The following is a 19,749-nucleotide window of genomic DNA, read 5'->3' on the forward strand; positions in this document are numbered from 1 at the left end:
GGAGTTCCGGTCAGCGCTGGGAGATCCGGTCGATCTTCCAGCGGTCGCCCTGCTTCTCGGCGCCGACGGTGATCTGCGCGGGACCGATGTTGGGCTGGCCGTTGTCGGTGCGGACCGCCTGCTGGTCGACGAACAGCAGCAGCTCGGCGCGGTCGCCCTGGAGGCGGGTGACGCCGACGGACTTGACGGTCGTGGTGACGACCAGCTTCTGCTGCGGCGCGAGCTCCTTGACCGTGGCGAACAGCCGGTTGTACTCGTCGACCGCCTGGCCGACGAGGAGTTCGTTGGCGGCGCGCTCGGTCTTGGCGGTGTCGGTGAAGTCGTAGGAGAACACCTTCGACACGGCGTCGCTGATCTGCCCGGTGACCTCGGCGGTCGCGGGTCCGTCGACCAGGGCCTCGTTGGCGGCGGGGCCGTTGGTGCGCACGTTGTGCTGCGCGATGCCGAAGACCACCGCCAGCGCGGTGAAGACCGCCGTGGCGACCAGGAGACCGGTGATCAGCGCGCGGTTTCCGCGCGGGCGTTCGGGCGTGGGCTCCTGGGCGGCAGCGGCTTCGGCGGCTTCGGGCCCCGGGGCGGATTCGCGCGTGGGCTCCGGAGCGGCCTCGGCATCCGCGGCTTCAGGGCCCGGGGCGGCATCGGGCGTGGCAGCGGGCTCCGGGGCGGCAGCGGCTTCCTTGGCAGCTTCCGGGGCCCGACCAGCTTCGGAGTCCTGGGCGGACTCGGGCTCCGTGGCGGGCTCCGACGCGGCGGCCTCCGAAGCAGCGGTTTCGGATCCGGGAACGGCCTCGCCCTCGGGCTCGGTGGCGACCTCGGGCGGGACTTCAGCGACCGTCTCGGCCTCAGCGACCGTCTCGGCCTCAGCGACCGTCTCGGCCTCGGCAACCGTCTCGGCCTCAGCGACGGCCTCGGCCGGGGCCGTCACCTCCTCCGCCGATCCCTCCACAGTGGACGAATCAGCGCGGCCGTTCCCCGGAGCGGCCTCCCGGGTGGCCCGCTTGCGGAGCCCGGCGACGCGGGGCCGGGACGCCGATGCTGGATTCTGGCGGGGCTTGGACACTACGACACTCCTAGAACTGCGGCGGCGGGCGGCGACGTACTTCGGCGGCGTCAGCCGACCGCCACGGCACCGAGGTTGCTGAGCTTCCACCGGTCGCCGTCGCGGGTCAGCTCGACCTGGTAGCGGGTGCGCTTCACCGCGGGCTGCTGCCCCTCCGGGGTGGCGGTGAACTCCACGACGGCGATCATCATCGCCTTGCCCGCGCGCTCGTCGAGCTCGGTCAGCGCGGCGTCGAGCACCTTGCCCTCGGTGACCGTCTTGGCCTGCTGGATCCGCTCGGCGTTGGCCTGCCTGCCGCGCTGGACCTCGTCGCGCAGCGGGCCGGTCGAGCTCTCCACCCACAGGTCCAGGCCGCGCTGGACGTCCCGGTAGTCGAGGGTGTGGAAGTTGACGACACCCTGCCTGCCCGCTTCGAGCGCGTTGTCCCGCTCGGTCGCGAACGACGTCGAGTCGCTGTTGGCCGCGCTCGCCCACGAGACGCCGAACACCCCGGCCGCGATGACGGACGCGGCGAGCGCGGCCGAGGCCGCGACCACTCCCCATCTGCGGGGGCGCGGCTGGGACTCGTCGGCCATCTCTCCTCCTAGGTGTTGACGCGGGACTGCTACTGCCCCGGTGCGTTCTGGGCACCCCGCACGGAGGTGTCGCTCCCCCTGGGCTCGGCGCAGTACGCCCGGGTGTTCAGCGGCACCGGTGTCATGTCGTTGCCAGGCCGCCGAACGGTGGATTCGTAACCGGCCGTGCAGGGTAGTGGGTCGAAAACGTTGAGCGCCAGGCCGAAGTGGGCGGTTCCGTCGCCCGGGACGACCGTGTTGCTCGCGGTCACGACCACCGGGTACAGCGTCATGATCTGCTCGATGCCGTCGACCCGGGTGGCCATCAGCTCCGAGGTGCTGGTCAGGTTCGCCAGCAGCGGGCCGAGCTTGTCGTTCTCCCGCAGGAAACCGCTGATCTGCGAAGCCGCGGGCGGCGCCTTCTCGATCACCCCGCGCAGGTCGCCGTCCGACTTCTGCAGCTGCTCGGACAGCAGCCGCAGATTCTCGCCGTAGGACTTGATCGCCGAGCCCTGCTCGTTCTGGGTGGCCAGCACGGTCTTGCCGTCGGCGAGCAGCTGCTTGGTCTGCGGCAGGTGCTGCTGGGCAGCCGCGGTGAACTCGCCGGTGGTGTCGATGATCTTCTGAAGGTTCCCGCCGTTGTCGCGGAACGCGGTGCCCAGCTCGTTGACCACCGTGCGCAGCGAGTCGGTCGGCACCGACTTGGAGAACGAGTCCAGGTTGGTCATCAGGTCCTCGACCGGCAGCGGCGTCCGCGTGGACGCCTGCGCGATCGTCGAGCCGTCCTCCAGGAACGGGCCCCGCTCGCTCTTCGGCCGCAGGTCGACGTACTGCTCGCCGACCGCCGACCGCAGGCTGACCACGGCCTCGACGTCCTTCGGGATGCGCGGCGCGCTGGACTCGATGTCCAGCGGCACCTCCACGCCGTCGGAGGTCAGCCGCATCGTGCCGACCCGGCCGATCGGCACGCCCCGGTAGGTGACCTCGGCGTTGTCGAAGACCCCGCCGGTGTCGGCGAGCTTCATCGTCACGACGTAGCCGCGCGGGCCGAGCAGCCGGTCGAGCCCGGCGTACTTGGCGCCCGCGTAGCCGACGCCGACCAGGGCGATGGCGACGAACGCGACGATCTGGATGCGGACCCTGCGCGTGAGCATCTAGTCACCACCACCGAAGAGGTCGTCGAGCCAGCTGCCGGAGTCCTTCGGCGGTTCCGGTGGCGGCGCGGGTTGCTGGGGCGTCGGCTGCGGCGCGGGCTGCTCTGGGGTCAGCCCCGGCAGCGGCAGCGGCGGAAGTCCCGGCGGCGGGGGCAGCAGCGGCTGCCTGCTGCGGCCGAAGTTGTCGACGATGTTGGTCAGGTTGAGGTCGACGTTCGCGTACAGGTTGGTGTAGTCGCTGCCGCCGATGCCCTCGACCGAGTTGTCCGGGAACGGGAAGGTCAGCAGGACCTCCAGCGACCTCGGCAGGTTCTCGCCCGCCGCGGCCAGCTGCTTGAGCGTGGGCGCCAGCTGGTCGAGGTTGTGCACCAGGTCGTCCTTGCTCTTGTCGACCACGTCGGTGGCGACCCCGGACAGCTTGTCCAGCGACTGGAGCATGGTGACCAGCTGGCCGCGCTGCTCGTTGAGCACCCGCAGGCCCGGTTCCAGGTCGCGCAGCGCGGTGTCGATGTTGCCGCGCTGGGCGTTCACGCTGGCGCTGAGCCGGTTGATGCTGTCCAGCGCGCGCGTGATGTCGTCGCGCTGGGCGTCCAGCCCGGCCACCAGTTCGTCCACGTTGGACAGAAGGCTGCGGACGTCGGCCTCGCGGCCCTCCAGCGCGGCGTTGAGCTCCTTGGTGATGTTCTGCAGCTGCGCGACCCCGCCACCGTTGAGCAGCAGGGACAGCGCGCCCAGCACCTCTTCGACCTCGGGGTTGCGGCTGGTGCGCTCCAGGCCGATGACGTCGCCGCCGACCAGCCTGCCGATCGGCACCTGCGACTCCGGCGGACCGGCGAGCTCGACGTACTTCTCGCCCAGCAGGCTCGACTGGCGCAGCCGGGCGGTGGCGTTGGCGGGCAGCTCCACGTCGGAGTTGACCACCACGGTCACCTCCGCCTGCCAGGAGTCCGGGGCGAGCCCGATCTCGGAGACCCGGCCGACCGGCACGTCGTTGACCCGCACCCCGGCGTTGGGCACCAGGTCCAGGACGTCCTGGAACCGCACCTTCACCTCGTAGGGCGAGTCACCGACGTCGGCACCGCCGGGCAGCGGCATGTCGTACACCCCGCGGAACCCGCAGCCGCCCAGCAGCACCAGGCCGGCGGCGGCCAGCGCGACCGCGCGCAACGCGTTGCGGCCCATCACCGGCCACCTCCCACCTGGTCGCCGACCGGCAGCGGCAGCGGCGGCAACTGGCCCTTCTGCAGGGAGTTGATGGCCTCGGCCGGGGTCGGCAGCGGCAGCGCCCCGTCGATGACCGGTTGCAGCTGCTTGCAGGTGTCGGCCAGCCCCAGCGGGAGCTCGGCGGGCGCCTGCGCCTGGAGCAGCTTGCACACCGAGACCAGCGGGGGCTGGTTCAGCTCGTTGATGTTGGCCCGGGTGTCGAGCGTGCCGGACGCGCCGTTGTAGGCGTTGTTGAGGTTGCCCAGCGCCAGCGGCGCGTTGTTCAGCGACTCGCTGAGCGCCGCCTTCTGCTGCACCAGCACCTGCGCGACGGAGTTCAGCTGGTCCACGTTGGTCTTGAGCCCTTCGCGGTTGTCCCGCACGAACGCCTCCACCTTGCCGAGCGCGACGGCCAGCTCGGCCATCGACGCCCCGAGGTCCCCGCGCTCCTCCGCCAGGAACGAGCTGACCTGCTCCATCTGCGTGTTGAAGCGGCGGACCTGGTCGTCGTTGGCGGCCAGCATCGAGGTGAACCGCTGGAGGTTGTCGACGGTGCCGAAGAACTCGTCGCTGTTGCCCGACAACGTGGTGCCCAGCTCGCCGAGGTGCTTGATGGAGTCGGCCAGCGCCTGGCCGTTGCCGTCCAGGTTGGCCGCGCCGGTGTTGAGCAGGTCGGTCAGCGCGCCGTCGGCGTTGGCGCCCTGCGGCCCCAGCGCCGTGGTCAGCTCGTTGAGGCTGCGATAGACCTCGTCGAGCTCGACCGGGGTCGCGGTCTTGTCGCGCGGGATGACCGCGCCGTCGTCCATCGTCGGCCCGCCCCGGTAGACCGGCGCGAGCTGCACGTAGCGGTCGCTGACCACGCTCGGCGAGACGAGGACCGCGCCAGCGTCGGCGGGCACGTCGACGTCCCGCTGCAGGGACATGTCGACCCGGACCGTCTCGCCGTTGGGCGTGACCTTGTCGACCGTGCCGACGGCGACGCCGAGGATCCGCACGTCACCGCCCGGGTAGATGCCGACCGCGGCGTCGAAGTAGGCGGTGATGCGGCGGTCGGTGCCGCTGAGCGCCCACCACACGACGGCGGTGGTCGCCAGCGCCAGCACGCACGCGACGGCCAGCATCCTGGTCAGCGGGGGTTTGCTCATGGCTGGCAGCCCTTCGGGTTGATCGGGCCGACGGCGGGCGGCAGCAGCCCGCAGATGTAGGTGTCGAACCAGTGGCCGTTGCCCAGCACGTTGGCGAACAGCCTCGTGAAGGGCGCGAACCTGGCCAGGCTCGCGCTGAGGTCTTCCTGGTTGCGCTCGAGCATCTTGGTGACGCGGTCCAGCTGCGCCAGGGCCGGCCCCAGCTGCGCGGAGTTGTCGTCGACCAGGCCGCTCAGCTGCGCCGAGAGGTTGCGGGTGCCGTCCAGCAGGGACGAGATCGAGTCGCGCCGGCTGCGGATCTCCTCCAGCAGCAGGTTGCCGTCGGAGAGCAGCTTCTCGAACTCGGCGTTGCGGTCGGCCACGGTCGTGGACACCTGGCTGGTGTTGGCCAGCAGGTGCTCCAGCTGCTCGTCCCTGGACGAAATCGTCTGCGACAGCTGGGAAAGCCCGTTGAGGGCGCCGCCGACCTCGTCTGGGGTGCCGGAGAAGGTGTCGGACATGACCCGGAAGCTGTCCGCCAGCTGCTTGGTGTCGACCTTGCCGACCGTCCTGGACAGGTCGCTGAACGCCTCGATGACGTCGTAGGGCGACATCGTCCGCTGGAGCGGGATCGGGTCCGAAGTGGACAGTTCTTCCCCGCCCTGCGGGTCGAGCGCGAGGTACTTCTGCCCGAGCAGCGTCTTGATCTTGATCGCGGCGGTGGTGTGGTCGCCGAGCCAGGTGTCGGCCCGGAACGTCACCGTCACGTGGTCGCCCTCCAGCTCGACGTCGCTGACCGAGCCGACCTTCACCCCGGCCACCCGGACCTCGGCGTCCGGCTTGATCCCGGCCGCCTCGGAGAAGTGCGCCTGGTAGGTCTTCCCGCCGACGAACGGCAGGCTCTCGAAGTTCATCGCCACCAGGAACGCCACGACCAGCACCAGGATGCCGGCGATGCCGATCTTGATCGGGTCGCGCTGCTGGAAGGAACTCATCGCTGACACCTCGGCTGGGTAACCGGCGCGAGCGGCAGCGGCAGGTTCAGCTCACCCACACCGACGGTGCCCTCCGCCTCGCACATGTAGAAGTTGAACCAGGAACCGTGACTCGCGGTCCGGCCGATGGTCTCCAACTTGCCCGGCAGGTTCTGGACGAAGTGCTCGGTGAGGTCCTCGTGGTCGTTGAGGTTCTTCGACAGGTCACCGAGCCCGGCGATGTCCTGCTGCAACCCGGGCCTGGCCTCGGTGAGCAGTCCGGCCGTGGTGTTGGTCAGCCCGTCCATCGCGGTGATCGCGTCACCGATCGACTCCCGGTCGGCGGCCAGCCCGGACACCACCTGCTGCAACTGCACGATCAGCCCGGAGAGCTGCTCGTCGCGCGCGTTCACCGTGTCCAGCACGCCGTTGAGGTTGTCGATGGTCTGGCCGATCACCTGGTCCTTGGAGGCGATCGTGGTGGTCAGCGAGGCGGTGTGGGACAGCAGGCTCTCCACCGTGCCGCCCTCGCCCTGCAGCACCTGGATGATCTCGTAGGACAGCTTGTTCACGTCCTCCGGCGACAGCGCCTGGAACAGCGGCTTGAAACCGCCCAGCAGCACCGTCAGGTCCAGCGCGGGCTTGGTGCGCTGCAACGGGATCGTCGCGCCCGGCGCCAGGTAGTTGCCCGGCTCGCCCGGCCCCTGCTCCAGCGACACGTAGCGCTGGCCCACCAGGTTCCGGTACTTGATCGTCGCGCCCACCGACGCGGGCAGCTTCCGGCCGGAGACGCTGAACTCGACCTCGGCGACCCGCCGGTCGACCACGTCGATGCTCTGCACCTCGCCGACCTTGACCCCGGCGATGCGCACCTCGTCGCCCTCGTTGAGCGCGGTGACGTCGGTGAACCGCGCCTTGTACGACTCGGCCGCCCGCAGGTCGCTGTTGGCGATGGTGACGATCAGGACGCCGGTGGCCAGCAACGTCACCAGCACGAAGACCAGGAACTTGACGAGCGGTCCGGTGATGCCGCGCCCGTTCATCGGTAGGTCACCTCCGCTCCGCGCAGCGTCGGGCCGACCAGCAGCGAGCCCCACCCCGGCACCTCGCCCGGCTCGACGCCCATCGTCGGCGCCAGCAGCGCGGAGACGAAGTCGCGCTCGGCCGGGGAGTTCACCACGCCCAGGTCCGCCGACTGCGACGAGGTGCCCGCGGGCAGGAAGTCCTCACCCATCGACGGCGGCATGACCCCGTTCTCGGCGGGCTTGGACGCGGGCGGCGGCACCGAGCCGTCCTTGAACGGACCGTCCGGCGGGTACTCCGGGATCGGGTCCGGCAGCGGAGTCAGCGCGTAGCAGCGCGGACCGCGCTTGTCGGCGAACTCCGGCTCGTCCCGGTTCGGGATGTACTTCCCGCGGTTGGCCGTGACCTCCAGCGTGATGTGCAGGCCGGGCTCCGGGGTTCCCTCGCCGAACACCTTGCGGATGTCGGGCACGAAGTCCCGCATCTGCTGGAGGAAGCACGGGTACTCCGGCGCGTACTTGGCCAGCACGTCCAGCGTCGGCCGCTGCGCCTCGCCGAGCCGGATCAGGTTCTTTCCGTTGTCCTGGAAGAACTTCATGCCGTCCGCCGAGGTCGCGGTCAGCTGCGAGGTCAGGTTGGTCAGGTTCTGCCGCTGGTCGACCAGGGTCCGCGAGGTGGTGCTCAGGTTCTCCAGCGCCTCCAGCACGTCCGGCGCGGCCTGCTCGTAGGTCTCGGCGACGCCGACCAGCTCCCTGAGGTTCTCCCGCAGGTCCGGCACCGACGGGTTCAGCCCGTCCAGGTAGGTGTTGAGCTGCGAGAGCGTCTCGCCGAGCGGCTTGCCGCGGTTCTCCAGCGCCTGGCTCAGCGAGTTCAGCGTCACCGCCAGCTCGTCCGGGTGCACCGCCTGCAGCACCGGCATCGTGTCGGCCAGCACCGCCTCCAGCTCCACGGCCGCGCTGCTGCGGTCCTGAGCGATGACGTCGCCGGAGGCGAGCCTGCCGGTGGCCTGCTCGGGGACCTCCAGCGAGACGTAGCGCTCGCCGAACAGCGTCCGCGGCAGCAGCCGAGCCGAGACGTTCGACGGCAGCTGGGCGGCCTTCTCCGGGTCCAGCGCCAGGTTCAGCTCGGCGCCGTCGGGACTCGGCTCGATGCTCCTGACCCGGCCGACGATCATGCCCCGCACCTTCACGTCGGAGTCCGCCATCAGCTGGTTGCCCGCGGACTCGGTGTGCAGCTTGACGTCCACGCTGGAGGTGAACGCCTTCTGGTACGTGGCGACGGTCAGGCCAAGGAACAGCACGATCGTCATCAGCAGGGCGACGCCCAGCAGCCGGCGTCGCAACGTCGTCAGTGCGCCTCTGGTGCTCATCCGGTGATCCGAACCGTCGTCGTGGTGCCCCAGATCGCGAGGCTGAGGAAGAAGTCGAGCAGCGCCGTGGTCACGATCGCGGTCCGCACCGCGCGGCCCACCGCCACGCCGACCCCGGCCGGTCCGCCGGTGGCGCGGTAGCCGTAGTAGCAGTGCGTCATGATCACCACAACGCTGAAGACCAGCACCTTCCCGAAGGACCACAACACGTCCTCGGGCGGCAGGAACAGGTTGAAGTAGTGGTCGTAGGTGCCCGCCGACTGGCCGTACAGCGACACCGTCACCACCCGGGACGCCAGGTAGGAGGTCAGCAGGCCGAGCACGTAGAGCGGGACCACCGCCACGAAACCGGCCATCACCCGGGTCGTCACCAGGTACGGCAGGCTCGGCACGCCCATCGTCTCCAGCGCGTCGATCTCGTCGGAGATCCGCATCGCGCCGAGCTGCGCGGTGAACCCGGAGCCGACCGTGGCCGACAGCGCCAGCCCGGCGACCAGCGGCGCGATCTCGCGGGTGTTGAAGTACGCCGAGACGAACCCGGCGAACGCCGAGGTGCCCAGCTGGTTCAGCGCCGCGTACCCCTGCAGGCCGACGACGGTGCCGGTGAACAGCGTCATGCCGATCATCACGCCGACCGTGCCGCCGATGACCGCCAGCGCACCGCTGCCGAAGCTGACCTCGGCCAGCAGCCGCATCGTCTCCTTGAAGTAGCGGCGGATCGCCCGCGGGATCCAGGCCAGCGCCCGCAGGTAGAACGACATCTGGTCGCCCAGGTCGTCCAGGAACTCCAGCGGCCTGCGGGCCGCGCGCCGGGCGCGCTGCGAGAACGTCACCATGGTCGTCACATCCCCTTGGGCGGCACGACCTGCAGGTAGATCGTGGTCAGGACGAAGTTCACCGCGAACAGCAGCAGGAACGTGATCACCACCGCCTGGTTCACCGCGTCCCCGACGCCCTTCGGGCCCGGCGCCGGGTTCAGCCCGCGGTAGGCGGCGACCACGCCGGCCAGGAAGCCGAAGATCAGCGCCTTGAGCTCGCTGATCCAGATGTCGGACAGCTGCGCCAGCGCGTTGAAGCTGGCCATGTACGCGCCGGGCGTGCCGCCCTGCATGATCACGTTGAAGAAGTAGCCGCCCATCACGCCGACGACGCTGACCATGCCGTTGAGCAGCACCGCGACCAGCATCGCGGCCAGCACCCGCGGCACCACCAGCCGCTGCACCGGGGAGACGCCGAGGACCTCCATCGCGTCGATCTCGTCGCGGATCTTGCGCGAGCCCAGGTCGGCGCAGATCGCCGAACCGCCCGCGCCCGCGATCAGCAGCGCGGTCACGATCGGGCTGGCCTGCTGGATGATCGCCAGCACGCTGGCGCCACCGGTGAACGACTGCGCGCCGATCTGCCGGGTCAGCGAGCCGAGCTGGAGCGCGATGACCGCGCCGAACGGGATCGCGACCAGCGCGGTCGGCAGGATCGTGACGCTGGCGATGAACCAGCACTGCTGGATGAACTCGCGCAGCTGGAACGGGCGCCGGGGGAAGGACCTGCCGACGTCGAGCATGAGCGCGAACAGCCGACCGGTCTCCCGGATCCCACCCGCCCCCGGAAACCTGGCGTGGGAGGGTGCGCTCACTGCTCACCGCCTCGCCTGCGGCCGAACCAGCGGCGCTGCTGCGACGCGCGCTGCCGGGCCCACGGCGGCTCGCCGCCCGCGGGGACCTGCTGCTCGGGCCGGGGGTGCGGCGACGGCGTCCGGCGCGGCAGCGGAGGCTGGGTCTGGGCGTGCGGCTGAACCTGGGTCGGCTGGGGGACCTGGGCGACCTCCGCACCGGCCAGCGAGCCGCGCATCGACTCGGTGCGCGCGGCGTCGTGCGGGTGGATGGTCTTCATGATCTCCTGCTGCGCGGCCGGGCTCAGCGTCGACAGCTCGCGCAGCACCCGGGCCTGCCTGCGCCGCACCGCGGTCCGCTCCGGCAGCCCCGGCGAGACCTCCAGCTGCGGGATGATGTGCGGAACACCGGCCGCGTCGCGGTCCAGCTCGGCGAGCTCGGCCGCCATCTGCCCGGCGTCCTTCTCCTCGCTCATCCCGATCGGGCCCTGCCTGCGGCCGTTGAGGAACTGCTCCACGACCGGCTCGGTCGAGGTCAGCAGCACCTCGCGCGGGCCGTACATGACCAGGTTGCGGCGGAACAGCATGCCGATGTTGTCCGGCACGGTGCGCGCGGTGTTGATGTCGTGGGTGACGATCAGGAACGTCGCGTCGATCTGCGCGTTGAGGTCGACGATCAGCTGGTTCAGGTACGCGGTGCGCACCGGGTCCAGACCGGAGTCCGGCTCGTCGAACAGGATGATCTCGGGGTCGAGCACCAGCGCCCTGGCCAGGCCGGCCCGCTTGCGCATACCGCCGGAGATCTCGCCGGGGAGCTTCTCCTCCGCGCCGATGAGACCGACCATCTCCATCTTCTCGAGCACCACGTTGCGGATCTCGGACTCGCTCTTGCGGGTGTGCTCGCGGAGCGGGAACGCGATGTTGTCGAAGAGGTTCATCGACCCGAACAGCGCGCCGTCCTGGAACAGGACGCCGAACAGCTTCCGGATCTCGTAGAGCTTGCGCTCCGAGCAGTCGCAGATGTCCACGCCGTCGATGACGACCCGCCCGTGCTCGGGCTTGAGCAGGCCCACCAACGACTTGAGGAACACCGACTTGCCAGTGCCGGACGGGCCGAGCAGGACGCTGATCTCACCGGAAGGAAGCGTCAGCGTCACATCCCGCCAGATGGTCTGGCTGCCGAACGACTTGGACAGCCCCTCGACGACCACCTCGACGCCCATGAGCACCTCCGCCTTCCTACGTCCGTCGCTTCCGTGCGCCGCCCCGGATCGGGAGCCTCGCACATGTGACGCGCTTAACGAGCGTCGTTCGCATCACACCTGTGCAACGAGCGCGACCCGCGCAGGTTACTCACGAGTTGGGTTCGGTTTCCAGACCTCGGCGAGGCATTCGCCGGTTTGTCCGGAACGCCTGTCGCATCGTGGAAAAACCGCCTGCGGGTAAGGAAAAAGGGCGGGCACCCGAGGGTGCCCGCCCTTTCACGCTGGGTCAGCGAGAGGTCACTTGAGGGAGACCTTGGCGCCGGACTCCTCCAGCTTGCCCTTGGCCTCCTCGGCCTTCTCCTTGTCGACCTTCTCCAGGACCGGCTTCGGGGCGCCCTCGACCAGCTCCTTGGCCTCCTTCAGGCCCAGGCCGGAGACGATCTCGCGGACGACCTTGATGACCTGGATCTTCTTGTCACCGGCCGACTCCAGGACGACGTCGAACTCGTCCTGCTCCTCGGCGGCCTCGGCGGCACCGGCACCGCCGGCCGGGGCGACGGCGACCGCGGCCGGGGCGGCGGCGGTGACGTCGAAGGTCTCCTCGAACTGCTTCAGGAACTCCGACAGCTCCAGGAGGGTCATCTCCTTGAAGACGTCCAGCAGCTCTTCGTTGCTCAGCTTCGCCATTTCGGCGTCCTTTCACTTCGATGCCCGCGCGCCTGCGAGCAGATCTGGGGTGGGGTGCGATGACGACGACCGCGGGAGTCCACAGCGGACTCAGGCGGCGTCGGCCTCGCCCTTCTTCTCCTGCAAGGCGGCGGCCAGACGCGCGGCCTTGGTCGCCGGAGCGGCGAACGCGGCGGCGGCCTGGCTCATCTTGGCCTTAAAGGCCCCGGCCAGCTTGCTGAGGGTGACCTCGCGGGAGTCGAGGTCGGCAATCGCCTCGACCTGCGAAACCGAGATCGCGCGGCCGTCCATGTAGCCGCCCTTGATCACCAGGGAGTTGTTGTCCTTGGCGAATTCCTTGAGCGCCTTGGCGGCGTCCACCGGCTCGCCCTCGATGAAGGCGATCGCGGTCGGGCCGACGAACAGGTCGTCGAGACCCTCGACCCCCGACTGCTCAGCGGCACGCTTGACCAGCGTGTTCTTCGCGACACGGTAGGTCGTGCCCTGGCCGAGGGCGCGGCGCAGCTCACCGAGCTTCGCCATGGACAGCCCGCGATACTCGGTCACGACCGCCGCGGTGGAGGTGTTGAACCGCTCCGCGATCTCGCTGACCGCGTCGACCTTGTCGGGCTTCGCCATGTCGCCTCCTCTCTAGTGCTTCACGACTCCAGAAGACCCGGGCAGAAGCCCGGACCGCTCCACCTGTCGATCAGCCCTGAGACGACAAAACGCCCCGGCGCAGCAGCACGGGGCGTGAAAACCACGGGCGCGCAGAAGCGCGCTGATGTTGCCTCGTCCTCCTGCGCGGGCCGCCCGTGTCGCACGGGACCTTCGTTCCCCTCCGGGGAGGGGAAGACCAGCGGTCTTCGGTGGAACCGCGACCACTATACGGCACCACGCCGTGACCTGGCCGCACACCCCCGCCCGGAGTCGTGCCGCGGTCGCACGAGTCGAGGCGGTGATCGCCGGTGGTGACCCCGGTTGCCCCGCACGGCATCATGTGTGTCGTGGCCGACCCGAACGAGTCGCACCGCGACCCCCGCGCGCAGGACCCCGACCAGCAGCAGGAGCAGCCCCGCCCACCCGAGGTGGTCGAGGCCGAGGTGGTCGAGGACCGGGCCCCGGCCCGCCCCCAGGACGACGCCGAGTTCCGCCAGTACCAGCAGTTCCTGGAGTTCCAGAAGTTCCAGGAATGGCAGCGCAGCCAGGGCGGAGCCGACGGGGCCGGCAGCCAGGTCGGGGCCAGCCCCAGCGGCCAGCCCGATTCCGGCACTGACCTGGCGATCCCCGCCCAGAACCCCCCCAGCGCCGACGACGACCCCGCCGCCCCCAGCGCAGTGGCCGGACACCCCGCAGAACCAACCGGTGCAGTGGCCAACCCCGACGTCCGCGCACAAGGGCACGATCTGGGCCAAACGCCTCCTGTGGCCCCTGCGCTTCAAGTTCGTCCGCCGCCTGATCTACCTGACCATCATCCTGATCGTCCTCTACAACATGTTCATGAGCACCGTGAACGACCTCTTCGGCGGCGGCAGCGGCGACGGTGGGACAGGAACCGGCGGTGCACCGCCGGACGCGACCCCGATCACCTCGACGAATCCCCAGCAGGCGATCACCGGGGCTTACAACTACCTGCGCTCCGACCAGCCGGAACGTGCCTGCCGCCTGTTCGACGAGACCGGCCAGGCCGCGTTCTCCGCTGCGCATGGTTCGCCCAACGACTGCGCCACCGCGGCCAGGAACATCCGCACTCAGATCACCGCGCCCGGGCCCTATGCCAACCCGAAGTACGGCGAGAACGCGGTCGAGGTCGTCGAACCCGAAGCTGCGGTCTACGGGTGCCGGATGCGCGTCGACGGAGGTCCGCTGCTGGGCAGCTTCAAGCTGACCCGGGCCCCGGACGGAGGCTGGCTGATCTCCGGCTACGAGCTCGAAGCGGAGAAGTGCCGCCGCTGACGCGAAAGGGCGGACCGGCCCAAACGGCCGATCCGCCCTTCCAGCGATTCAGAACCCTCAGGCCGTGGCGGCCTCGAGCAGGTTCCGGGTGCGGTTCGGGTCCACCGGGATGCCGGGGCCCATCGTCGTGGTGAAGGTGACCTTCTTCAGGTAGCGGCCCTTCGAGGTCGACGGCTTGGCGCGCAGGATCTCGTCCAGCGCGGCGGCGTAGTTCTCCACCAGCTTCTCGGTGTCGAAGGACGCCTTGCCGATGACGATGTGCAGGTTGGCCTGCTTGTCGACCCGGAAGTTGATCTTACCGCCCTTGATGTCCGCGACCGCCTTGGTGACGTTCGGGGTGACGGTGCCGGTCTTCGGGTTCGGCATCAGGCCGCGCGGCCCGAGCACCCGAGCGATCTTGCCGACCTTGGCCATCTGGTCCGGGGTGGCGATCGCCGCGTCGAAATCGAGCCAGCCGCCCTGGATGCGCTCGATCAGGTCTTCGGAACCGACCGCGTCCGCCCCGGCGGCCTCGGCCTCTGCGGCCTTGTCACCAACGGCGAACACGATGACGCGGGCGGTCTTGCCAGTACCGTGCGGCAGGTTCACGGTGCCGCGGACCATCTGGTCGGCCTTGCGGGGGTCGACGCCCAGCCGCATGGCCACCTCGACGGTGGGGTCCATCTTGACCTTGGCGGTCTTCTTGGCGAGCTCGGCGGCCTCCAGCGGCGCGTAGAGGTGCGCCCTGTCGACCAGCTCGGCTGCCTGCTGATATGCCTTGCTGCGCTTAGCCATGTCTGTCCTTATCGCACTGGATCAGTTGTGGTTGGTCGGGCTGCGCTGGAGCCCTCCCACGCTGATTCCCGGAAGGGGGAAGGTCAGCCTTCGACGGTCAGGCCCATCGACCGAGCGGTACCGGCGATGATCTTCGCGGCCTGGTCGATGTCGTTGGCGTTGAGGTCGACCATCTTGGTCTGGGCGATCTCGCGGACCTGGTCCATCGAGACCTTGCCGACCTTGGTCTTGTGCGGCTCGCCGCTGCCCTTCTGCACACCGGCGGCCTTGAGCAGCAGCTTCGCGGCCGGCGGGGTCTTCAGCTTGAAGTCGAAGGAGCGGTCTTCGAACACGGAGATCTCGACCGGCACCACGTTGCCGCGCTGACCTTCGGTCGCGGCGTTGTAGGCCTTGCAGAACTCCATGATGTTGACGCCGTGCTGACCCAGCGCCGGGCCGACCGGCGGGGCCGGGTTGGCCTGGCCGGCCGAGATCTGCAGCTTGATGATCGCTGCGAGCTTCTTCTTCTTGGGCGGCATGTTCGCTTCCTGTGTCTTCTATCCGGTTGATCGGCCGGTCCAGATCGACGGACGGCCGAAACTGGCGGCGGAGCAACGAGTGCTTCGCCTGCTCCCGCGGGAGGGTCCTGCCAGGGTCCTCCCGCGGCCGCCGCGCTCCCCGTGCGGGGAGCCGGTCAGATCTTGGAAACCTGGTTGAACGACAGCTCGACCGGGGTCTCCCGGCCGAAGATCGACACCAGCACCTTGAGCTTCTGGGCGTCGGCGTTGACCTCGCTGATCGTCGCCGGCAGCGTCGCGAACGGCCCGTCCATGACCGTGATCGACTCGCCGACCTCGAAGTCGACCTCGACCGAGGGCTTGGCGGCGGCAGGCGCGGCGACCTTCTTGCCGGCCTCCGGCTTGGCCTCCTTCTCCGCCCGCGGCGCGAGGAACTTCAGCACGTCGTCGATGCTCAGCGGCGACGGGTGCGAGGTCGCCCCGATGAAGCCCGTGACCCCCGGCGTGTTGCGCACGGCGCTCCAGGAAGCGTCGTTGAGCTCCATCCGGACCAGGATGTAGCCCGGCAGCACCTTGCGCTGCACGAGCTTGCGCTGGCCGTTCTTGATCTCGGTGACTTCCTCGGTCGGCACCTCGACCTGGAAGATGTAGTCCTCGACGTCGAGCGTCTGGGCGCGGGTCTCGAGGTTGGTCTTGACCTTGTTCTCGTAGCCCGCGTAGGAGTGCACCACGTACCACTCGCCCGGCGCGCGGCGCAGCGCGGCACGGAGCTCCTCGACCGGGTCGGCTTCCTCGTCCTCCGCCTCGTCGGCGACCTCGGACTCGCCCGCCTCCGCGACGTCGGACCCGGCGCCGGCGTCCTGCTCGACGTCCTCGCCGGAGTCGGCGGCACCCACGGAATCGACAGCGTCGACCGAGTCCGCCGACGGCTCGGCGGCCTCGGCGTGCACCTGCTCATCGGTGAGGCCGGTCAGTTCCTGACCCTCGTGGGAGGTCACAGTCGGTCTCGCTTCCTCTCGTGCGTTGCGTGCCGGGTCGATGGCATCCGCCGCCCCACGCGGTGCGTGGCCGGAGGTGCTCAGCCGAACAACCAGAGCACGCCCTTGGCGAAGAGCACGTCCACGCCCGCGATGCCCGCCACCATGATGCTGACGAACACCAGCACCACGAGCGTGTAGGTCACCAGCGCCTTGCGCGTCGGCCAGATGACCTTGCGCAGCTCGGCGACGACCTCACGCAGGAAGCGCCCGATCTTGCGGAACGGCGAAACCCGACCCTGCCGGCCATCCCGCGAGGGGGTGGGCCGACCCTTCGACTCAGTTGTGCGCGTCGAGTCGGCCTTCGCCGACTCACCGGCCTGCCCCTTCCGGGCGGCCGAGCGGGCGGAGGCGCGGCGTTCCCGCCGCGCCGCGGCGCTGGACGGGCGGGCTGCGTCGTCGCGCTTCCCGTTCCGCTCCTGCTCGCGGTCCTCGCTCACGCCCATCCTCCGCTCACCGTCGCATCGACGCAGGGGTGACAGGACTTGAACCTGCAACCTGCGGTTTTGGAGACCGCTGCTCTGCCAATTGAGCTACACCCCTTTGCGGCCCGCGTTCTCGACCGCAGTTCGGGACGCCCGGTACCGAGCCCGTCGCCTGGAGTCCAGACCCGGGTTCCCAGGTGCCGTGGCATCCCAAGTTCGAAAGTGTACGGCACGAAGTCGACCTTGCTCCAACCGCACCCCCCGAGGGGCGCGAGATCATCGGAGCGGGCCCGCCGCGAGCCGCGCGCACACCATACCTCCGGCGCCGGTCGCCGTGTCGCGGACCACCGCAGATCTGCCAGGATGCCCCCATGGCCGCACCTGATGAGAACAGCACCGGGAGACCGCGGGTCTCCGCCCGCGTCGGAGGGATCTCCGAGTCCGCGACCCTCGCCGTCGACTCGAAGGCGAAGGCGCTCAAGGCCGCGGGCCGTCCGGTGATCGGTTTCGGTGCAGGCGAGCCCGACTTCCCGACCCCGCAGCCGATCGTGGAAGCCGCCGCCGCCGCGTGCGCCGACCCGCGCAACCACCGCTACAGCCCCGCCGCCGGCCTGCCGGAGCTGCGCGAGGCGGTCGCCGCGAAGACCGCGCGCGACTCCGGCTACGAGGTCCAGCCGAGCCAGGTGCTGGTCACCAACGGCGGCAAGCAGGCGGTCTACCAGACCTTCGCCGCGCTGCTCGACCCCGGCGACGAGGTCCTGCTGCCCGCGCCGTACTGGACGACCTACCCCGAGGCGATCGCCCTGGCGGGCGGTGTCTCGGTGGTCGTGGGCACCGACGAGTCGACCGGCTACCTCGCCACCGTCGAGCAGCTGGAGGCCGCGCGCACCCCGCGCACCAAGGTCCTGCTGTTCAACTCCCCGTCCAACCCGACCGGCGCGGTCTACCCGCCCGAGCAGGTCGAGGCGATCGGCCGCTGGGCGGTCGAGCACGGCATCTGGGTCGTCACCGACGAGATCTACGAGCACCTCGTCTACGGCGGTGCCGAGCACGTGTCGATGCCGGTCGTGGTGCCGGAGCTGGCCAACACCTGCGTGGTGCTCAACGGGGTCGCCAAGACCTACGCCATGACCGGCTGGCGGGTCGGCTGGATGATCGGCCCGGACGACGTCATCAAGGCCGCGACCAACCTCCAGTCGCACCTGTCGTCGAACGTCGCCAACGTGTCCCAGCGCGCCGCGCTGGAGGCCGTCAGCGGCTCGCTGGACGCCGTCGCGTCGATGCGGGAGGCGTTCGACCGCCGCCGTCGCACGATCGTGGAGCTGCTGTCGGCGATCCCCGGGGTGAGCTGCCCCGAGCCGCAGGGCGCCTTCTACGCCTACCCGTCGGTGAAGGACCTGCTCGGCAAGGAGATCCGCGACTCGCGGGCGGAGACCAGCGTCCAGCTGGCCGGTCTGGTCCTGGAGCACGCGGAGGTCGCGGTGGTCCCGGGCGAGGCATTCGGCACCCCCGGCTACTTCCGGCTGTCCTACGCGCTCGGCGACGACGACCTCGCCGAGGGCGTGCGCCGCATGGGCGATCTGCTCCGCGAGGCGAAGTAACCGGAACGCGGAAGGGGCCTGCTCCCGGCCGGGAGCAGGCCCCTCCGCACACTCAGTCCTGAGCCAGCTTCACGATCGCGCTGGCACCGCTCAGCACGCCCTGCTCGGCGCTGCGAGCCGTGATGTTGACCTTCACCGTGCCGTCGTCGTTCTTGGCCGCCACCTTGCCCGACAGCTCCACGAGAGCGCCTTCGCCGTCGTCGGGCACGACCACCGGCCGGGAGAACCGCACGCTGTACTTCGCGACCGCGCCCGGGTCACCGGCCCACTGGCTCACCAGCCGGCCCGCGAGGGCCATCGTGAGCATGCCGTGGGCGATCACGTCCGGGAGACCGACCTCGGTGGCGAACCGCTGGTTCCAGTGGATCGGGTTGAAGTCCCCGGACGCCCCGGCGTAGCGCACGAGGTCGTCCCTGGTCACCGGGACTTCCAGGGTGGGCAGCTGGTCGCCCTTGGCGACCTCGGACATCCGCAGCGTCACTCGCTCTCCCCTTCCGCCGTTCCCCGCGCCACCAGCAGCGCGGTCGCGGTGCACACCCGCTCGCCCTCGACCGTGGTGATCTCGGCGCGCAGGGTGAGGAAGTCGTTGCCCGCGCGCTCCTTGATGTCGTCGACGTGCACCGCCGTCACCAGCCGGTCACCGGCCTGGATCGGCCGGTGGTGGACGAACTCCTGCTGGCCGTGCACGACCCGGCTGTAGTCCAGCCCGAGCTGCGGGTCCTGCACGATCGAGTCGTGCGCCCGCATCGACAGGATCACCGCGAACGTCGGCGGTGCGATCACGTCCGGGTAACCGGCGGCCTTGGCCGCCTCCGGGTCCCGGTGCAGCGGGGAGTCGTCCTTGATCGCGTCGGCGAACTCGCGGATCTTCTCCCTGCCGACCTCGTACGGCTGCGACGGCGGGTACTCACGTCCGATGAATGACTGGTCAAGCGGCACGCAAGCAGGCTACAAGGCCCTCGCGCGCCCGGGCACCGGGGAGAGCGCGGAACGCGAAGACCCGCCCCGGCTCGGCCGGGACGGGTCTTCGGTGGAACTGGATCTCGCGAGTGGATCCGCTGTGGTCAGCGGGTCTCCTTGTGCACGCGGTGCGTACCGCAGTTCGGGCAGAACTTCTTCATCGCCAAGCGGTCCGGGTCGTTGCGCCGGTTCTTGTTGGTGATGTAGTTGCGGTGCTTGCACTCCTCGCACGCCAGCGTGATCTTGGGGCGGACATCGGTCGCGGCCACGGGGGTGCCTTTCTCTTCGAACTTCCTGGGACGGTCCGCGAGAACGCGAACCCCTCAATGGTAGCGGTGGCCGGACTTGAACCGGCGACACAGCGATTATGAGCCGCTTGCTCTACCGACTGAGCTACACCGCCGCACTGGGAACAGCTTATCCCATGCAAAAACAGCCGCAGTACCCATTTGTCGAGCACCGCGGCTGCCTTCCGAGCCCCAATACGGAATCGAACCGTAGACCTTCTCCTTACCATGGAGACGCTCTGCCGACTGAGCTATTGGGGCGTGCCCTTGC

Annotated in this window: 22 protein-coding genes and 3 tRNA genes; 2 read left to right on the plus strand and 23 right to left on the minus strand. The window is 69.8% G+C overall.

Annotated elements, in window-relative coordinates:
* Positions 1-10 precede the first annotated feature (10 nt).
* The 13 genes from ABD691_RS25490 to rplJ all read right to left on the minus strand — a co-directional run bounded on the left by ABD691_RS25490 (position 11) and on the right by rplJ (position 12,580).
* On the minus strand, positions 11-1,060 hold the full coding sequence (locus ABD691_RS25490; protein ID WP_344683854.1) for a hypothetical protein: 1,050 nt from the start codon (positions 1,058-1,060) through the stop codon (positions 11-13).
* Between the two features lie 50 nt (positions 1,061-1,110).
* Positions 1,111-1,635 carry a hypothetical protein gene (locus tag ABD691_RS25495; RefSeq protein WP_344683856.1) on the minus strand — a complete coding sequence of 175 codons (525 nt, stop codon included), beginning with the start codon at positions 1,633-1,635 and terminating at the stop codon, positions 1,111-1,113.
* Between the two features lie 29 nt (positions 1,636-1,664).
* Positions 1,665-2,768 (minus strand): MCE family protein, encoded by a 1,104-nt coding sequence (locus ABD691_RS25500; protein WP_344683858.1) that lies wholly within the window; start codon positions 2,766-2,768, stop codon positions 1,665-1,667.
* Entirely contained in the window at positions 2,769-3,950 is a 1,182-nt protein-coding gene (locus ABD691_RS25505) for an MCE family protein (protein WP_344683860.1), read from the minus strand. It lies immediately after the preceding gene.
* Positions 3,950-5,116 (minus strand): MCE family protein, encoded by a 1,167-nt coding sequence (locus tag ABD691_RS25510; RefSeq protein ID WP_344683862.1) that lies wholly within the window; start codon positions 5,114-5,116, stop codon positions 3,950-3,952. Before ABD691_RS25510 ends, ABD691_RS25505 begins: the two co-directional genes overlap by 1 nt.
* Positions 5,113-6,090: an MCE family protein gene (locus ABD691_RS25515; protein WP_344683864.1), complete on the minus strand. Its 978-nt coding sequence runs from the start codon at positions 6,088-6,090 to the stop codon at positions 5,113-5,115. The genes ABD691_RS25510 and ABD691_RS25515 overlap by 4 nt, the downstream gene beginning before the upstream one ends.
* Positions 6,087-7,112, minus strand: coding sequence for an MCE family protein (locus ABD691_RS25520; protein WP_344683866.1), 1,026 nt, complete (start codon positions 7,110-7,112; stop codon positions 6,087-6,089). The genes ABD691_RS25515 and ABD691_RS25520 overlap by 4 nt, the downstream gene beginning before the upstream one ends.
* A complete protein-coding gene (locus tag ABD691_RS25525; protein ID WP_344683867.1) occupies positions 7,109-8,461 on the minus strand; it encodes an MCE family protein in 1,353 nt (450 codons plus the stop codon). The genes ABD691_RS25520 and ABD691_RS25525 overlap by 4 nt, the downstream gene beginning before the upstream one ends.
* Positions 8,458-9,297 carry an MlaE family ABC transporter permease gene (locus tag ABD691_RS25530; protein WP_344683869.1) on the minus strand — a complete coding sequence of 280 codons (840 nt, stop codon included), beginning with the start codon at positions 9,295-9,297 and terminating at the stop codon, positions 8,458-8,460. The genes ABD691_RS25525 and ABD691_RS25530 overlap by 4 nt, the downstream gene beginning before the upstream one ends.
* A gap of 5 nt (positions 9,298-9,302) precedes the next feature.
* On the minus strand, positions 9,303-10,094 hold the full coding sequence (locus ABD691_RS25535) for an MlaE family ABC transporter permease (protein ID WP_344683871.1): 792 nt from the start codon (positions 10,092-10,094) through the stop codon (positions 9,303-9,305).
* Entirely contained in the window at positions 10,091-11,293 is a 1,203-nt protein-coding gene (locus ABD691_RS25540; RefSeq protein ID WP_344683873.1) for an ABC transporter ATP-binding protein, read from the minus strand. Before ABD691_RS25540 ends, ABD691_RS25535 begins: the two co-directional genes overlap by 4 nt.
* 279 nt (positions 11,294-11,572) lie before the next feature.
* On the minus strand, positions 11,573-11,962 hold the full coding sequence (rplL, locus tag ABD691_RS25545; protein ID WP_344683875.1) for a 50S ribosomal protein L7/L12: 390 nt from the start codon (positions 11,960-11,962) through the stop codon (positions 11,573-11,575).
* Positions 11,963-12,052: 90 nt separating this feature from the next.
* Positions 12,053-12,580 (minus strand): 50S ribosomal protein L10, encoded by a 528-nt coding sequence (gene rplJ / locus ABD691_RS25550; protein ID WP_344683877.1) that lies wholly within the window; start codon positions 12,578-12,580, stop codon positions 12,053-12,055.
* 726 nt (positions 12,581-13,306) lie between these two features.
* Here rplJ and ABD691_RS25555 point away from each other — a divergent pair.
* Positions 13,307-13,897, plus strand: coding sequence for a hypothetical protein (locus ABD691_RS25555; RefSeq protein WP_344683879.1), 591 nt, complete (start codon positions 13,307-13,309; stop codon positions 13,895-13,897).
* A 57-nt stretch (positions 13,898-13,954) separates the two neighbouring features.
* Here ABD691_RS25555 and rplA read toward each other — a convergent pair whose 3' ends face one another.
* The 5 genes from rplA to ABD691_RS25580 form a co-directional block, all read right to left on the minus strand.
* Positions 13,955-14,671 carry a 50S ribosomal protein L1 gene (gene rplA / locus ABD691_RS25560; protein WP_344683881.1) on the minus strand — a complete coding sequence of 239 codons (717 nt, stop codon included), beginning with the start codon at positions 14,669-14,671 and terminating at the stop codon, positions 13,955-13,957.
* An 83-nt stretch (positions 14,672-14,754) separates the two neighbouring features.
* The gene (gene rplK, locus ABD691_RS25565) at positions 14,755-15,189 is read right to left on the minus strand and encodes a 50S ribosomal protein L11 (protein ID WP_344683883.1); all 435 of its coding nucleotides are present in this window, start codon (positions 15,187-15,189) and stop codon (positions 14,755-14,757) included.
* A 155-nt stretch (positions 15,190-15,344) separates the two neighbouring features.
* Positions 15,345-16,166, minus strand: a complete 822-nt coding sequence (nusG, locus tag ABD691_RS25570) for a transcription termination/antitermination protein NusG (RefSeq protein ID WP_344683885.1) — start codon at positions 16,164-16,166, stop codon at positions 15,345-15,347.
* Positions 16,167-16,246: 80 nt separating this feature from the next.
* Entirely contained in the window at positions 16,247-16,645 is a 399-nt protein-coding gene (gene secE / locus ABD691_RS25575; protein ID WP_344683887.1) for a preprotein translocase subunit SecE, read from the minus strand.
* 30 nt (positions 16,646-16,675) lie between these two features.
* Positions 16,676-16,748, minus strand: a tRNA-Trp gene (locus tag ABD691_RS25580).
* Between the two features lie 253 nt (positions 16,749-17,001).
* On the opposite strand from ABD691_RS25580, the gene ABD691_RS25585 reads away from it, so the two are divergent.
* On the plus strand, positions 17,002-18,231 hold the full coding sequence (locus tag ABD691_RS25585) for a pyridoxal phosphate-dependent aminotransferase (RefSeq protein ID WP_344683889.1): 1,230 nt from the start codon (positions 17,002-17,004) through the stop codon (positions 18,229-18,231).
* Positions 18,232-18,283: 52 nt separating this feature from the next.
* On the opposite strand, the gene ABD691_RS25590 is transcribed toward ABD691_RS25585, so the two are convergent.
* The 5 genes from ABD691_RS25590 to ABD691_RS25610 all read right to left on the minus strand — a co-directional run bounded on the left by ABD691_RS25590 (position 18,284) and on the right by ABD691_RS25610 (position 19,739).
* Positions 18,284-18,712, minus strand: coding sequence for a MaoC family dehydratase (locus ABD691_RS25590; RefSeq protein ID WP_425565156.1), 429 nt, complete (start codon positions 18,710-18,712; stop codon positions 18,284-18,286).
* The gene (locus ABD691_RS25595) at positions 18,709-19,170 is read right to left on the minus strand and encodes an FAS1-like dehydratase domain-containing protein (RefSeq protein ID WP_344683891.1); all 462 of its coding nucleotides are present in this window, start codon (positions 19,168-19,170) and stop codon (positions 18,709-18,711) included. Before ABD691_RS25595 ends, ABD691_RS25590 begins: the two co-directional genes overlap by 4 nt.
* 125 nt (positions 19,171-19,295) lie before the next feature.
* Positions 19,296-19,460, minus strand: a complete 165-nt coding sequence (gene rpmG / locus ABD691_RS25600) for a 50S ribosomal protein L33 (protein ID WP_009944078.1) — start codon at positions 19,458-19,460, stop codon at positions 19,296-19,298.
* 58 nt (positions 19,461-19,518) lie between these two features.
* Positions 19,519-19,594: transfer RNA gene (locus ABD691_RS25605), tRNA-Met, on the minus strand.
* A 72-nt stretch (positions 19,595-19,666) separates the two neighbouring features.
* Positions 19,667-19,739 (minus strand) — tRNA-Thr (locus ABD691_RS25610).
* Between the last annotated feature and the right edge of the window lie 10 nt (positions 19,740-19,749).

Origin of the sequence: Saccharopolyspora taberi, from assembly GCF_039534165.1 — a bacterium.
GTDB lineage: Bacteria > Actinomycetota > Actinomycetes > Mycobacteriales > Pseudonocardiaceae > Saccharopolyspora_D > Saccharopolyspora_D taberi.